Source organism: Burkholderia sp. 22PA0106 (genome assembly GCF_047497155.1).
Lineage (GTDB): Bacteria > Pseudomonadota > Gammaproteobacteria > Burkholderiales > Burkholderiaceae > Burkholderia.
Genome location: NZ_CP163163.1, coordinates 724326 through 739579 on the forward strand (window position 1 = coordinate 724326; position 15254 = coordinate 739579).

Genomic DNA, 15254 nt, shown 5'->3' on the forward strand with positions numbered 1-15254 from the left:
TGACGATGCATCCCATTTCCCGTTCTTCGAACGTGACCTTCCTGGGCCACACCGATCAGGGCAAGCGCCCGGACGGCGTTCAGATCATGGTGGATCGCGGCCATGCCTATATCGGCCACATGTTCAGCGACGGCATTTCGGTGATCGACGTCGGCAATCCGAAAGCGCCGAAGCCGGTCAACTTCATCGCCTGTGCGAAGAACACGCGTGCGCATCATCTGCAACTGCATGACGGCCTGCTGCTGGCGGTCAACAGCGCGAACGTGTGGGCGCTGCAGCAATACAAGAGCCAGGACGACTATTTCACGAATGCGATCGACGACAGCTTCACGCGTCGAGAACGGCCGTTCGAGGCGGGGCTGCGGATTTACGATGTCGGCTCGGACCCGGCCAACCCGCGTGAAATCGGCTTCTGCCCGGTGGGCGGCATCGGCCTGCATCGGCTCTGGTGGACGGGCGGGCGCTACGCCTACGCGTCCGCGCATCTGAGCGGCTACTCGGATTTCGTGCTGGCGATCTTCGACGTGGCCGACCCGACCAAGCCGACGCTCGCCGGCCATTGGGCGCTGCCGGGCATGCATCGCGATGGCGACGAAACCCCGGCCTGGCCCCCGGGCAAGCGTTGGGCGCTGCATCACGCGATTCCCGCCGACGGCAAGCTGTACGGCGCGTGGCGCGACGGCGGGCTGACGATCCACGATCTGTCCGATCCGGTGGCGCCGAAGCTGCTCAATCACACGGTGATGTCGCCGCCGTTCGCGGGCGGCACCCATACGCCGCTGCCGTTGCCGGGGCGCGGGCTGGCGATCATCGCCGACGAGGCGATGAGCTCGAACTGCGCCGCGGGGCTGGCGCATACGTGGGTGTTCGACGTGCGCGAACCGGGCCGGCCGATCTCGATCGCCACGCTGCCGCAGCCGGAGGAACTGAACTACTGCGCGGTCGGCGGCAAGTTCGGCCCGCACAACCTTCACGAGAACCGCCCCGGCGCGTTTCAGAGCGAAAACCTGATCTTCGCGACTTGGCATAATGCTGGCGTTCGCGTGTTCGATATTTCCAATGCTTTCAGGCCGCGCGAGGTCGGGCATATCGTGCCGGGCGCGCCGCTCGAGGTGGTGGACATCCGGCCGGGCGCGGTGCAGGTCACGCAGTCCGCCGACGTGTTCGTCGACCGCAACGGGCTGATGTACATCACCGACACGAATGCAGGCCTGACCATCGCGCAGTTCGAGGATATTTGATGTTGCCTTCGCAAAGTTCCAAACCCGCCACCAGTTTCACCCGCACGAGCGCCGTCTATCGGGTGCTCCGGCAGGACATTCTGTGCGGCAAGCTGACCCCGTCGGCCAAGCTCCTGATCGACGAGATCAGCCAGCGTTACGGCGTGACCAGCACGCCGATACGCGAGGCGCTGAATCAGCTCGTGATCGAGGGCTTCGTGCAGAAGGTGGACCAGAAGGGATTTTTCGTGGCACAGGTATCGCGGCGCGAACTGGTCGAGCTGACCAACACGCGCTGCTGGGTCGAGACCGTCGCGCTGCGCGAGGCGCTGGCCCACCGGACGATGAAATGGGAAGAGCAACTGATCCTGGCCGGGCATCGGCTTTCACGAACCGATCGCTCGGCCAATTCGGAAGTGTTCGAGGAGAACGCGCCGTGGGAAGACACGCACAAGCAGTTTCACATGGCGCTGCTCGCCACGTGCCCGTCGCGCTGGTTGCTGGATTTCTGTTCGCTGATGACCGACCACGCGGCGCGCTACCGCTTTTTGTCGATGAGCCTCGCTTATCCGGCACGTGACGTCACGAACGAGCACAAGGCCTTGATCGACGCGGCAATCGACGGGCCGCCGCAAGGTGCGATCGACATGCTGGTGGCGCATTACCGTGCGACGGCCGACATCATCCTGCAATCGAATCTCGATTTGCCGGAGTAGACGAAGCAATGCCGGCCGGGTGCTTCGACCCGGCCGGCAACCCTGACAACGCAATTGACAAACGATAGGAAATTAGGATGACGAAGCGAATTGCCATTGTGACCGGTGCCGGCAGCGGCGTGGGCCGGGCCGTTGCCACCGCACTGCTGCAGGACGGCTATGCCGTCGCGTTGGCCGGCCGCCGGCGCGACGCCCTGGAGGAGACCGCCAGCCTGGCCGGCGGCGAAAGCCTGGTGGTGCCGACCGACGTGTCCCGGCCCGATGAGGTGCAGGCGTTGTTCGACCAGGTCGCATCGACCTACGGCCGCCTCGACGTGCTGTTCAACAACGCCGGCACCGGCTCTCCCGCGACGAATTTCGGCGACGTGACGTTCGAGCAGTGGACCAAGGTGATCGACGTGAACATCCACGGGATGTTTCTGTGCGCGAACGCCGCGTTCCGCATGATGCGGGATCAATCGCCGCGCGGCGGCCGGATCATCAACAACGGTTCGCTGTCGGCAACCGTCGCGCGCCCCGGCTCGGCGCCCTATACCACGTCCAAGCATGCGGTGACGGGGCTGACCAAGGTGATCGGGCTGGACGGCCGCAAGTTCGACATCGTCAGCTCGCAGGTCGACATCGGCAACGCCGCCACGCCGATGACGGCCCGCATGGCCAACGGCGTGCTGCAACCGAACGGCACCACCGCCGTCGAGCCCACGATGGATGCGGCGAACGTCGGCAACACGGTCTTGTTGATCGCCAACATGAGCCTGGATGCCAACGTGCCGTTCGTCACGGTGATGGCGTCGCAGATGCCGTCGTTCCTCGGCCGCGGCTGAGTCGAGCTTGAGTCGGGACGCGGCGGCGATGCCGCGTTCCGGCATGACGTGACGTGATGGGCGCGACGAACCTGCCGCGGAAAAATCGAAATAAAAGTTAGGAGTGCAATGTTTCAGGCGATGTAACGACGATACGACAACTAGGAGGAGACAAGCAATGCGCAAGACAATCTGGATTTCGGCGTGTGCGTTCCTGATGGCCGATGGCCGATGGCGCGTATGCGCAAAGCTCGGTGACGCTCTACGGCATCGTGGATAACGGCATCGGCTATCAGAGCAGTGCCACCACGCTCGGTTCCACCAGCGGTGGCCGTTCGCTCGTCAAGATGACGACCGGGGTGTTTGCTGCCGATCGCGTCGGCTTCAAGGGCAGCGAGGACCTGGGCGGCCAGACGCGGGCGATCTTCACGCTGGAGCAGGGGTTCAATGGCGCGAACGGCGCCGAGTCGACGGCCGGGCTCGCGTTCAACCGGCTCGCGTTCGTGGGCTTGACCAACCCCAGATACGGCACCGTCACGGCGGGGCGCGAATATTCGGCGTACTACACGATGCTGCAGCCGTACAGCCCGGAGCCGCGGCTGACCGGTTACTACGCGGCGCATCCCGGCGACATCGACGGCACCGATACCGATTATCACGAGAACAACGCGATCGTCTACACGTCGCCGAATTACCGCGGGCTGACCTTCAGCGGCGAGTATTCGTTCGGCGGGGTAGCGGGCAGCACCAACGCGGGCTCGGCCTGGAGTGCCGGCGCGCAATATGTCAACGGCCCGATCGGGATCGCGGCGGCGTTCTGGCGCATCAACAATGCAACGCCCGGCGGCGGTGCGTGGAGCCCGTCGTCGGCCACCTCGAACAACGGCGCCCAGATCGGCGTCTCGGCGATCAACGTCGGCTACCAGACCGCTCAGGCCCAGCAGCGGGTGGCCGTCGCGGGCGGCTATGCGTTCAATCAGGCGTGGGACGTGTCGTTCATGTATTCGAACACGCAGTACATTCCCGGCACGCATTCGTCATTCACCGATACCGCCATCTTCAACACGGTCGGTGCGGTGCTTCACTACAAGCCGTCGGCCGTGGTGGATCTGACGGCGGGCTATGCCTACACGCGCGCGACCACGGCCAATCGCATCGCGTCCGCCGCGCGATATCAGCAGATCAATTTCTCCGAGGTCTACCAGTTGTCGGTACGCACCTCGCTGTACGCGCTGGAGGGATTCCAGCGCGCGAGCGGTCAGACGCTCGGCATCAACGGCGCGGGCGACATCGTCAATGCGGTCGCTTCGATCGGCGACGGTGCCAACGCCCAGCCGGCGTCGTCGCGCAGCCAGATCGTGGCCGGCGTCGGGCTGATGCACCGGTTCTGATTCAAGCGGATATTTCAAGGACATTCTCATGAAGATCATCAGTTTCAAGCGCGCAGGAATCGAATCATTCGGTGTACTGATCGAATCGGGCATCATCGACCTGGCGCCGCACGCATCGAAGGTCGGCGCGACGCTCAGGCAGGCGCTGTTGCGGGGCAGCCTCGCCGAAATCGGCGAGATCGCCGTGCGTTCGCAGGCCGATTTCGGCATCGGCGACATCGCGTTTCTGCCCGTGATTCCCGACCCGCAAAAGATCCTGTGCATCGGCATCAACTACGTCGCGCACGTGAGGGAAACGGGCAAGGCAATTCCCGACAAGCCGACCATCTTCACCCGTTTCGCCGATTCGCAAACGGCGCACAACGCGGCGATCGTGCGCCCGCGCGTTTCGGAAAAACTCGATTACGAGGGCGAGCTGGCGGTGGTGATCGGCCGCCCGGCACGGCATGTCAGTGCGAAAACGGCGCTCGATTACGTCGCGGGCTACGCCTGCTACAACGACGGCAGCGTACGCGACTGGCAACGTCATGCCAGCCAACTGACGCCCGGCAAGAATTTTCCGGGTACCGGCGGCTTCGGCCCGTGGCTCGTGACGGCCGACGAGCTGGGCGACCCGTCGGCGCTGACCGTGACGACGCGATTGAACGATGCAGTCGTCCAGCACGCGCCGACCGACGATCTGATCTTCGATATTCCTGCACTGATCGAATACATCAGCACCTTTACGCCGCTCGCGCCGGGCGACGTGATCGTCACCGGCACGACCGGCGGCGTCGGTGCGTACCGGCAGCCGCCGCTGTGGATGAAACCGGGCGACGTCGTCGAGGTCGAGATCTCGAAGATCGGCATCCTGCGCAACACGATCGTCGACGAGCCGATCTGACCGTGTGCGCAGCGGCATCCGTCGTGCGGGGCGATTCCGTGTGCCACCGGCGTTGCGCACCTGCGTGCGAGGGTGGCGAGGGAAAAGGAGAGTGACTGTGTTCGATCTGACCCAACTGCGCTGTTTCGTGACGGTGGCCGAGGAGTTGCATTTCGGCCGCGCCGCGTTGCGGCTGCACATGACGCAGCCGCCGCTCAGCCGGCATATTCAGTTGATCGAGCATGAGATCGGCACGGCGCTTTTCAACCGGACCAACCGGACCGTGAGCCTGACCTGCGCCGGACGCAGCCTGCTCCCGGAGGCGCGAACGATCCTGCGGCTCGCCGAACGGGCGCGTTCGGCGGCACTGCGCACCGGCTTGGGTGAGGCGGGCCGCATCACGATCGGTTTTACCGCCACCGCCGGTTACGAATTCCTGCCGGAGATGCTGGGGTGCCTGCGGCTCGGCTTGCCGGACGTCGATCTCGAGCTGCGCGAGATGGTCAGCCGCGCGCAGGTGGATGCCCTCGACAACGGCCAGCTCGACATCGGCCTGCTGCGGCAGTTGCCCGCCGATCACGACGACATGCGAAGCCTCTGCGTCGCGCGCGAATCGCTGGTGGCGGCGTTGCCGCTCGATCATCCGCTTGCCCGGCGCGACGCGCTGCATCTGCGCGATTTCGACGGGCGGACGATGGTGATGTATGCGCCCGACGATGCGAAGTATTTCCACGATCTCGTTCGTCACGTGTTCGCGCATACCGGTGCAATGCCTGTCTATCGTCAGCACGTGAGCCAGGTCCTGTCGATGCTGGCCGTGGTGCGATCCGGCCTGGGCGCCGCGCTGGTGCCGGAAACGGCGAGCCATCTGTCGTACGAGGGCGTCGTGTTTCGCGAGGTCGCCGGCATCGACCCGGTCCGCTCGGTGGAGCTGCATCTCGCATGGAAGGCGGGGAACGACAACCCGGCGCTTCACAAGGCGATGCCGTTGATCAGGCGGATCGATTTGCGCACGCAGGCTGTTGCGTTGCAGGCCTGAAGGGACGAGCGGCCGTTGCGCTGAACGTATCGATGGGAGGATTCAATGAAGCGATTGGCATCGGTCATGGCCTGGGCCGTGATGGCATGCGCTCCGGCGGCTAACGCGCAGTTTGTCGACACCCCCGTGCTCACGCTGGCCGGCGCGCAGGGGTTGATCGACGCTGCGTTGGCCTATGCGCACGATCACCATTGGCGTCAGTCGATCGCGGTGATCGACGCCGGGGGCAACCTGATGTGCTTCGTGCGCATGGACGACGCGCAACTGGCCGGCGTGAAGATGGCGCTGGGCAAGGCGAAGACGGCGCTGTTGTTCCAGGAGCCGAGCAAGGGCTTTGCCGACCGGGTCGCGGCGGGCCGCCTGAATGTGCTTGCGCTGCCCGACATGGTGCCCGCCGATGGCGGCTTGCTGCTCGTTCACGACGGCAGGATCGTCGGCGCGATCGGCGTCAGCGGTGCGGCGCCCGAGCAGGATGGGCAGACCGCGGCGAACGCGGCGGCGTCGTTGCGATAGGGCGTCGGTGCGCGTGCGGCATGAGGCCGGGTTGCCGCCGGCTGCACGACAGGAACCCGGCCGGCGCGTCGCATGCCGGCGAACGTGAGCGCGGGCAACGACCCGCATCGAAACAACAAGACTGGAGACACACGATGTTGAAGAAATGGTCGAGACTCGATCTGCAACCGGCCGCGCCGCCCTGCGGCTGCGGGCTGCCCCATCCTCATTCCCATTCCGGTGCGAGCCGGCGCGGCTTCCTGGGCGCGGCGGCGGCGCTCGGCATGGGGCTCGCGCTGGGCCGCCACGCCTGGGCACAGCCGGCGCAGGCGTTGCGCATCATCGACGTGCATCACCATTACACGTCGCCGGCGCTGCTGGCGATGATGCGGGGGCGGCGCACCCACCAGGCCTTCAACGAAGGCTGGACCGTGCAGAAATCGCTCGATGCGATGGATGCCGGCGGCGTCCGGATGGCGATTGTCTCCACCAGCGATCCCGGCATCTTCTTCGGCGATTTCGATCAGGCCAAGGCGCTCGCCCGCGATTGCAACGAGTTTCAGGCGCGCATGGCGGCCGATCACCCGGGCCGCTTCGGCATGTTCACCACGTTGCCGCTTCCCGATATCGACGCGACGCTTGCCGAGATCGCGTATGGCCTCGATACCCTGAAGGCGCAGGGCGTGGGCATGATGACGAGCTACGGCGACAAGTATCTGGGCGATCCGGTCTTCACGCCCGTGATGGAGGAATTGAACCGGCGCCGCGCGACGGTGTTCGTCCATCCGCTTCAGCCGGCATGCTGCACGAACGTGGTGCCCAAGGTGCCGGATGTTGTGGTCGAGTACGGCACGGAAACGTCGCGCACGGTGGCAAGCTTGCTGATGAATCACGTGACCATTCGTTATCCGAACATTCGCTTCATCTTTTCGCACGGTGGCGGTGACGTACCGTATCTGACGTTTCGATTCGCGCGCATGGTCTCGGGCGATCCGGTTTTGATGAAAGCGGAGCCGGCCGGTGCGGTTGCGTTGATTCGGAAGCTCTACTTCGATACGGCACAGGCGTGGAATCAGTACACGCTGCCGTCCTTGATGGCGTTGATGCCGAGCGATCGGATCCTGTTCGGCTCGGATTTCCCGGCGGCGTCGCCGCTGGATACGGCGAACGGGCTGAAGGCGTCGAACATGAGCGCGGCGCAATTCGAGAAGATCGGATGGGAGAATGCCTTGGGCATTCTTGCCAATGTCAAAGCCTGAGTGGCTTCGGCCTGCTGGAAAAACGTCGGCCTGAACATGCCTAGGCCGACGGCCGATCTCCCTGAGCGGTGAACGGCATGGCTTTCGTGTTCGCTCGAACCCGAAGGCCGAATTCTCTGCCCTCCAACCTGGCCCTCTCCTCGGTCAGGGCCGCCGTCCTGCCTGCGCCACGGCCGCAAGCCCGCGTTTGCGCCCCGGCCATGCCGAGCGAGCCGCGACGATATGCCGATTCCGTTCTGACGGCAGCCTCCCATCTTCTCTGTATTCCAGACCTTCAGTCATCCTGACTTAACCGATTGCTCATATCAGACGCGCTATTTGTCAATGGTTTTTTGATGTCGGTCACGTAAACTTCCTGCCTATTACAGACAAGCCGGATATCGGAGGAGCAGGCAGATGAAAGTCATCGTCGTAGGCGGTGGAATCGGTGGGCTCACGACAGCCTTGAGCCTGCAGGCCGCCGGCCTCGAGGCGCAAGTCTTCGAGGCCACGTCGAATATCGCGGCGTTGGGTTTGGGCATGCACCTGCAACCCGATGCCGTGCGCGAGCTGACCGAGCTGGGCCTGGATCGGGCACTGGACTCGCAAGCCGTGGCGATCGAGGAACTGGCGTTCTATACCAAGCGCGGCCAGCGCATCTGGACCGAGCCGCGCGGCCGCCTGGCCGGCTACCGCTGGCCGCAATACGCGATCAACCGCGGCACGCTGCAGATGATCCTGCTCGATGCGGTCGAAAGCCGCCTGGGCCGTGACGCGGTGCATACCGGCCATCGCCTGGCGTCGTTCGAACAGGACGAGACCGGCGTGACCGCCCGCTTCGTCGACAGCCAGACCGGGGCGCCGCGCGGGTCCGCCCGGGGCGACGTGCTGATCGGCGCCGACGGTGTCCACTCGGTGGTTCGCCGGCACTTCTATCCGGATCAGCCGCTGCAATTCGGCGGGCAGCTGATGTGGCGATGCGCCGTGCCGGCGAATCCGTTCCTCACCGGCAAGACCATGATCATCGCCGGCCACCGCAACCAGAAGCTGGTGTGCTATCCGATGCTGAACCTGCCCGACGGGCGCGTGATGCTCAACTGGATCACCGAGCTCGGCCAGAGCGGCGACGGGCCGCCGCGCGAGGAGTGGAACCGCAAGGTCGACAAGGCCCGCTTCGCACATGCGTTCGACTCCTGGCGTTTCGACTGGCTGGATGTGCCCGGCCTGATCGCGTCCGGTGTCGATGTCTTCGAATTCCCGAAGGTGGATCGCTGGACCTTCGAGCGCGTCTCGCTGGTCGGCGACGCAGCCCATCCGATGCACCCGGTGGGTTCGCAGGCCGGCTCGCAGGCGGTGGTGGACGCACGTTCGCTGGCGTTCCATCTCGCCACCTGCCGCAACGATCTGCAGGAGGGCCTGCGCCGCTACGAAGCGGAGCGTCTGCCGCCGATGCGCGAGATCGCCACCCAGAACCGGACCCTCGGGCCGGAACTGGTGATGGACCTCGCCGAAGAGCGCGCGCCGCAGGGCTTCACCGACATTCATGACGTGATCGGCGCAACGGAGCTGAAGGAGCGGGCGGATGCGTTCAAGCGCCTGGCCGGCTTCGCGGTCGAGGCGCTGAACCAGCGGGCGTCCTATACCCCCGAGCGCGATGCGGTTCGTTGAGGAGCGCGCCACGATGAATCGAGCGACCGATCTGGCCTATGTGCGTTACCAGGTCACCGACCTGGTGCGAATGGAAGCATTCCTGACCGATTTCGGCATGGTGCCGGCCTTGCCCTGCGACGGCAGCCGGCTGCTGATGCGCGGCAGCGGCGATGCCCCCTATATCTACGAAGCCGTGCTGGGCGACACCTGCCGCTTTCTCGGCGCCGGCTTGCGCGTGGCATCGCACGAGGATCTGGCGCGCCTGTCCGCGCTGCCCGGCTCCAGCGCCATCGAGCCGGTAGGCGAGGTGCCTGACGGCGGCGAACGGGTGCGCATGCGCATGCCCGATGGTTTCGAGATCGACGCGCTGCACGGCGGCGCGGCGCACGGCCGGCCCAGCGAGGCGGCCGACCTCGGCTTCAACAGCGCCCGTCACAAGGCGCGCAGGAACCAGGCCGTGCGCGTGGCGCGCGAGGCCTGGGTCGATCATCACTGCATGCCGGTGCTCGGCACGCCCGAGCCGGGGGTGCACCACTGCTCGTTCGAGATGGATGGCCTGGACGCCGTGATGTGCGCCCACGACTTCCTGATGGAACGCGGCTACACCCTGGACTGCGGCGTGGGGCGCCACCTGTTGGGCAGCCAGATTTTCGATTACTGGCGCGATCCCTTCGGATTCCGAATCGAACACTACACCGACGGCGATGTCGTCAATCACGCTCACCAACCCAGCGTCTTCGCCGGTACGGCGGACGAGACAACCCAGTGGTGCGCCAAGCCGCCCAAGGATTTCTTCGAATGACGATTCAACGCATCACCAGCGCCGAGGTGACCGAGCCGGCGCCGCACACCTGGTCGAACTGCCTGAAGGTCGGCGACACGGTCTACGTGGCCGGCCTGACCGCCCGGGACAAGCAGCTGAAGCCGGTCGGCGGCGGCGAATACGAGCAGTCCCGGCTGATCTTCGAGCGCATCCGGCATCTGGTGCTCGCCGCGGGCGGCAGCACGAGCGACGTGGTGAAGATCAACATCTACATGACCCGCATCGGCGCTGCGGCGGGCACGTCGCAGTGCCCGCGACGCAACGGCAGGGTCGAGCGCGCGATCCGTACCATTGACCGGGTTCAGTCCTGCAACCGCTCGGCGGGCGCATCGATCGCCTAGAACGGGACCCCGGCTCGGGCACTCGCGTTAGCGGCTCGGCCGGCCGGTGGTATTGAAGGACGGGGCCTTCATTCAACTCCCCGCTTACGCCAAAAGCGTCCATCCACGGAGTAGGGCCCGCCGCCACGCGCGGCAACGTAAGCGGCTAGCATGCCCATCAGCACGGGATACTCGATGCCGCGATCGAGCCAGGGCCATGTCGGCCCGAGCGCCAGGCAGATCCCGATCATTTCAGCGCAGAAGAGCAGGGCCGCCGCGCGCGTGTACAGCCCAACGGCGAGCAGCAGCGCGCCTGCGGTTTCCTGCAGCATGATCAGGTCGGCGATCTGCGGCGCGAATGGCAAGCCGAGAACGTGGTGGATCAGGTGGATCGACGCCGCCATCGGATCGCTCATCGAGCCATGCGAACTGTTGAGCGCCTTGGGCAAGCCATGCGTGAAAAGAATCAGGCCGAATGCCACGCGCAGCATGGCATAGGCCGGAACCTCGTACCTTTCATGACGGCTGTTCGAATCCGTTTTTCTTCCGGGGAACGAAGAGGGGGTTGGCTTCATGATTCGCCCTGTTGGGTATTGGCCGATTCAAGGTGGAGGAGGTGGCTTCGGGGGAAGTGGCCGGTGAATTGTTTAGTTTTCCCGACGATCGATCAAGTTTGCGAAACGGATAGCTGAATTCAACCGCGCTCAATAATTCATTCCGGAAACCTGTCGAGCCCGCATATTCCTAAATGGGCGATAAATATCTTTGTTAATTATGCGCTAATGATGGATTTGCGAGCGAAATACCATCCGCGAAAACCCGGTGATCGAGCCTCGGCGTGATCAATCGCAATCTAATAAATCCGGCGTCTTTACACCTGACATTGCCCGGGTCAGAATCCGCACCCGAATTCGAAGACTGAAAGAGAGAGCAATATGCCGTATCTCTCTTCGTGGCTATGGAATATGAATGTCGAGAAACAGGCAAGTCTGGCGAGATGTGTTGGGCCGCTTTTGTTTTTTGCTCGCTGCTGTCGAAGTCGATCAAAGTATTTCGCAACTCCATTTTTTATTTAATCACCATAACGAGATGGTTGTGCTGAATGGGGCGGGCGTTGATGTATTGGGTCGCTGGTGTGCATGGTGGGCCGGCGACTCCATGCTGGGCAAGTGGGAAGACTGAAAGTTCATAAAACAATTTACGGAGTGAATACGGTGTGCAATTCAGATAAGAAAATTACGCATCTCATCATCGACGCGCAATCATCAATACAAGCTAAAGACGAAAAATGCGCCCGTCGCATGGCGCGGGGAACGAAGCAGATTGGCGCGGCCGCCTGTCTCGCCGTGTCGGGCGTGCTTTCCGGTTACGGGTCCGCTGCCATGGCCGCTGGGCCTGCGTTTATGGGCTACGAATACAACGGCGCGGATTACTGCGTAAATGCGGGCGCCACGAGCTTCGCTTCGGGCTGCTCTCTTTGGAGTTCCAACGTTACCGGTTTTACCGGCAGCGACATTGCCTATTTGAGTGGCAGCGCCGCAGTCACGGCCGGGGGGTATGGGCAGGCACCAATAATGCCGGTCTCTGGTACGGCGCGGGGCCCACCGGCGGTGGCGCGGGCACGTCCCGGTTCTATGTCGACAGCGCCGGCGTGACGATGCAGGGTGGGGCGATCAACCTGATTTCCAGCACCGGCGTCAATGTGGCCAATCAGAAGGTCCTCAACGTGGCGCCCGGCACGATTTCGGCAACCAGCACGGACGCCATCAGCGGATCGCAACTGTTCGCCACCATCAACGGCTCGGGCACCAAGTACTTTCGTGCCGAGTCGGCGGGAGCCGGCAGCCAGGCGACGGGTACGGACAGTGTCGCCATCGGTCCGCTTGCGGTTGCGGCCGGAGCAGGCAGCCTGGCCGCCGGGAACGGCGCACAGGCTCAAACGGCCGACGCGCTTGCACTGGGAGCCCAATCGGGCGTGTCCGTCGCCGGCGGCGTTGCGATCGGCTCGGGCTCGGTGTCCGATCGCGCGATCGCCCCTGGCGCAGGTTCGATCTCAGCCGGCATCCAGTCGGTGCCGTTCAACACGTCCGATGGCACGCTGCTCGGCGCCGTTTCGTTCGGGAGCGCAAGCGGCAGCACCTACCGGCAACTCACCCATGTCGCTGACGGCACGCAGGCGCACGATGCCGTGACGGTCAGGCAGTTGACCGGCGCATTGCAGTCGTTTGTCGTTACGCCGATGCAGTACTTCCATGTGAATTCGACGGCCGCAGACTCGCTGGCAGTCGGCGATCAATCGGTCGCCGTCGGGCCGACAACTGTCGTGAACGGAAGCAGCGGCGTCGGCATCGGCAATGGCGCCATCGTGGGGCAGCAGGCCACGGGCGGCGTAGCCATCGGTGAGGCTGCAAACTCGGGGGATGCCGATGCGATCGCGTTGGGCAGTGGCGCGAATGCAAATGGCGCCCAGTCCATTGCCCAGGGCGCCAACGCGAGTGCGGGCATGGCGGGCAGCGTGGCGATCGGTTCGGGCGCAACGAGCAGCGCGGCCGATGCGCTCGCGCTGGGTTCCGGCTCCAGCGCCACGTTGGCGAATAGCGTAGCCATCGGCGCGGGTTCGCGGACGACAGTCGGTGCCTTGACCAGCTACATCGCTTACGGGTTGAGCAGTCCGCAATCGTCGGTCGGCGAGGTCAACCTCGGCAATCGCCAGCTCACCGGGCTCGCGGCAGGCAGCCAGGGGACCGATGCGGTAAACGTGTCGCAATTGGAGGCCGTGCAGAGCCAGTTGACCACGTTGATACAGGACTCCACCGGTAAAGGCGGAAGTTTCAATTCCAGCCCGGCGGAGGGTGCCGGCGCGGCGACCGGTTCGAATTCCTCCGCGGGGGGCGCGAATGCCGTTGCGTCCGGGCCGGGCAGTACGGCGGTGGGCAACGACTCGCAAGCGTCCGGCAACAGGGCGACGGCGATCGGGAGCGGCGCCACGTCGAGCGGCAGCAACTCGGTGGCGTTGGGCGCCGGCAGCAATGACGGCGGGCGTGCGGACGTGGTGTCGGTGGGCGCCTCCGCGAGCAGCACCCGACAGATCGTCAACGTGGGCGCCGGTACCGCACCCACCGATGCAGTCAACGTGCAACAGCTGAACTCGGCCGTCTCCCAGGCAAACAGCTACACGGATAATCGGATTCGAGGGCTGCGCCGTGATGCGGATGGCGGCACGGCGAGTGCGATGGCGGTTGCAGGCCTGCCCCAGCCCTCCCGGCCGGGCATGAGCATGGTGTCCATTGCGGGCAGCGTTTATCGAAGCCAGTCAGGGCAGGCAATCGGCATCTCCACCATCTCGGAGAACAATCACTGGATCTACAAGGCCGCTGTCACGACCAATACACGCAGCGACTATGGCGCCGTCGTCGGTGCGGGGTATCAGTGGTAAGCAACGCAGTTGCGGCTGAACCGTGACCGTGCCCTCTCGGAGGGAGCGGTGATCATGGAGCAAGGCCCGCCGCCGCAACGGCGGGCATGATGCGGCCGCTTCTATTCGCCCGAGAACCTGGCCAGCAGCAGCCCGTTGATGACAAAAAACGCGGTATGCGCAAAGGCGAAATAGAGCATGCCGGGCACCGAGATCACGCGGCTTCCGGCAATGCCCTGTCCGATCGAGGGCAGGATGATCAGCGCATTGGCGAGCCAGACCGCGGCCGCATAGAGAAGGCTCTTGAGGATCGGCCGTACGGCCGGTCTGGCGTTGAATTGCACGTTGAGTTGCGCGTAAAGGAGCGCCATCGCGATGCCGACGACAACGTGAAAGGCCTGCTGAAAAAGCCAATTCCCCGATAACCCGTTCCCCGGTACATGCTGCGTCCGGTTCAATAACGTGAGCAAACCGCCGCGAGCGGTAACGAGGCCGAAACTGTCGGCGACAGCCAACAGCGCGACGTTGATCATGATCGCGATGGTGCCCGCGGCCAGGGCGGCAATGAATGAGCGATACGGCGTAAAGCGGGATGGCGACATGGTGCGAGCCTTTCACGGTGTTGGGCGCGGTCGGTCCGACACGCTCGCACGGTAAACACCGGCAGTCCCGCTTTATTCCCCGATCGATGAATTGCCCTGGCGCCGCGTGCCGCGTCAGGCATCGGGCAGGCTGAACTCGCCGACCCAGTCCGACAGCCCATGCGCCTGCTCGTTCAAGGTCGCGGAAGCCGCGGCGGATTCCTCGACGAGCGCCTTCATGGCGTCGCCCGCGGCCGAGATGCGCTCCGACCCGGCCGACACCGTCGCCTCCGACCGGGAAATGAGCCGCTTGATGTCCTGCGCGGCGCTGCTGCAGCGTTGCGCGAGCGTGCGCACTTCCCCGGCCACCACGGCAAAGCCGCGGCAGTGTTCACCGGCGCGCGCGGCTTCCACGGCCGCATTCAGCGCGAGGATATTGGTTTGAAACGCGATGCCGTCGATCACGGCGATGATCTCGATGATTTTCGACGAGGAGGCGGCGATGTCCTGCATCGTCTCCACCGCGCTGTGGACCACGAGCCCGCCACGCGTTGCCGCGTCGCTGGCCGATTCGGCCAGGCGGCGCGCGGCCTCGGCTGCCGACGCGGAATTCTTCACGCTGGCCGTCACCTGCGTCAGCGAAGCCGAGATTTCAAATTGATACTGAAGGCCTTGCGCATGGCTTTCGGATCGCCATGAACGCG

16 protein-coding genes and 1 pseudogene are annotated in these 15254 nt (G+C 64.6%); 14 read left to right on the top strand and 3 right to left on the bottom strand.

Annotated features, from left to right (window positions below):
- Positions 1–5: 5 nt before the first annotated feature.
- The 11 genes from AB4850_RS18175 (at position 6) to AB4850_RS18225 (ending at position 10575) form a co-directional block, all read left to right on the top strand.
- Positions 6–1241 (top strand): LVIVD repeat-containing protein, encoded by a 1236-nt coding sequence (locus tag AB4850_RS18175; RefSeq protein ID WP_414444402.1) that lies wholly within the window; start codon positions 6–8, stop codon positions 1239–1241.
- Positions 1241–1936 carry a GntR family transcriptional regulator gene (locus AB4850_RS18180; protein ID WP_414444403.1) on the top strand — a complete coding sequence of 232 codons (696 nt, stop codon included), beginning with the start codon at positions 1241–1243 and terminating at the stop codon, positions 1934–1936. The genes AB4850_RS18175 and AB4850_RS18180 overlap by 1 nt, the downstream gene beginning before the upstream one ends.
- A 77-nt stretch (positions 1937–2013) precedes the next feature.
- Entirely contained in the window at positions 2014–2760 is a 747-nt protein-coding gene (locus AB4850_RS18185; RefSeq protein WP_414444404.1) for an SDR family oxidoreductase, read from the top strand.
- 203 nt (positions 2761–2963) lie between these two features.
- Complete coding sequence (locus tag AB4850_RS18190) at positions 2964–4130, top strand: porin (protein ID WP_414444405.1); 1167 nt, start codon at positions 2964–2966, stop codon at positions 4128–4130.
- Positions 4131–4158: 28 nt separating this feature from the next.
- Positions 4159–5013, top strand: coding sequence for a fumarylacetoacetate hydrolase family protein (locus AB4850_RS18195; protein ID WP_414444406.1), 855 nt, complete (start codon positions 4159–4161; stop codon positions 5011–5013).
- 97 nt (positions 5014–5110) lie between these two features.
- Positions 5111–6031 carry a LysR substrate-binding domain-containing protein gene (locus AB4850_RS18200; RefSeq protein WP_414444407.1) on the top strand — a complete coding sequence of 307 codons (921 nt, stop codon included), beginning with the start codon at positions 5111–5113 and terminating at the stop codon, positions 6029–6031.
- Positions 6032–6097: 66 nt separating this feature from the next.
- Entirely contained in the window at positions 6098–6544 is a 447-nt protein-coding gene (locus AB4850_RS18205; protein WP_414444408.1) for a GlcG/HbpS family heme-binding protein, read from the top strand.
- A gap of 134 nt (positions 6545–6678) precedes the next feature.
- Positions 6679–7782, top strand: coding sequence for an amidohydrolase family protein (locus AB4850_RS18210; protein WP_414444409.1), 1104 nt, complete (start codon positions 6679–6681; stop codon positions 7780–7782).
- A gap of 396 nt (positions 7783–8178) precedes the next feature.
- Complete coding sequence (locus AB4850_RS18215; RefSeq protein ID WP_414444410.1) at positions 8179–9429, top strand: flavin-dependent oxidoreductase; 1251 nt, start codon at positions 8179–8181, stop codon at positions 9427–9429.
- 13 nt (positions 9430–9442) lie between these two features.
- A complete protein-coding gene (locus AB4850_RS18220; RefSeq protein ID WP_414444411.1) occupies positions 9443–10213 on the top strand; it encodes a hypothetical protein in 771 nt (256 codons plus the stop codon).
- Entirely contained in the window at positions 10210–10575 is a 366-nt protein-coding gene (locus tag AB4850_RS18225; protein ID WP_414444412.1) for a RidA family protein, read from the top strand. The genes AB4850_RS18220 and AB4850_RS18225 overlap by 4 nt, the downstream gene beginning before the upstream one ends.
- 68 nt (positions 10576–10643) lie before the next feature.
- Here AB4850_RS18225 and AB4850_RS18230 read toward each other — a convergent pair whose 3' ends face one another.
- Positions 10644–11129 carry a DoxX family protein gene (locus tag AB4850_RS18230; RefSeq protein WP_414444413.1) on the bottom strand — a complete coding sequence of 162 codons (486 nt, stop codon included), beginning with the start codon at positions 11127–11129 and terminating at the stop codon, positions 10644–10646.
- 394 nt (positions 11130–11523) lie between these two features.
- Here AB4850_RS18230 and AB4850_RS18235 point away from each other — a divergent pair, with 394 nt between their 5' ends.
- The 3 genes from AB4850_RS18235 to AB4850_RS18245 are packed head-to-tail and all read left to right on the top strand — an operon-like array spanning position 11524 to position 13990.
- Positions 11524–11736 carry a hypothetical protein gene (locus tag AB4850_RS18235; protein WP_414444414.1) on the top strand — a complete coding sequence of 71 codons (213 nt, stop codon included), beginning with the start codon at positions 11524–11526 and terminating at the stop codon, positions 11734–11736.
- A complete protein-coding gene (locus AB4850_RS18240; RefSeq protein WP_414444415.1) occupies positions 11724–12209 on the top strand; it encodes a hypothetical protein in 486 nt (161 codons plus the stop codon). Before AB4850_RS18235 ends, AB4850_RS18240 begins: the two co-directional genes overlap by 13 nt.
- On the top strand, positions 12206–13990 hold the full coding sequence (locus AB4850_RS18245) for a YadA family autotransporter adhesin (RefSeq protein ID WP_414444416.1): 1785 nt from the start codon (positions 12206–12208) through the stop codon (positions 13988–13990). Before AB4850_RS18240 ends, AB4850_RS18245 begins: the two co-directional genes overlap by 4 nt.
- 101 nt (positions 13991–14091) lie before the next feature.
- On the opposite strand, the gene AB4850_RS18250 is transcribed toward AB4850_RS18245, so the two are convergent.
- Together AB4850_RS18250 and AB4850_RS18255 are read right to left on the bottom strand one after the other, a co-directional pair.
- Positions 14092–14571 (bottom strand): hypothetical protein, encoded by a 480-nt coding sequence (locus AB4850_RS18250; protein ID WP_414444417.1) that lies wholly within the window; start codon positions 14569–14571, stop codon positions 14092–14094.
- Between the two features lie 114 nt (positions 14572–14685).
- Positions 14686–15249, bottom strand: a pseudogene (locus tag AB4850_RS18255) (methyl-accepting chemotaxis protein); the annotation flags it as partial.
- Positions 15250–15254: the final 5 nt, after the last annotated feature.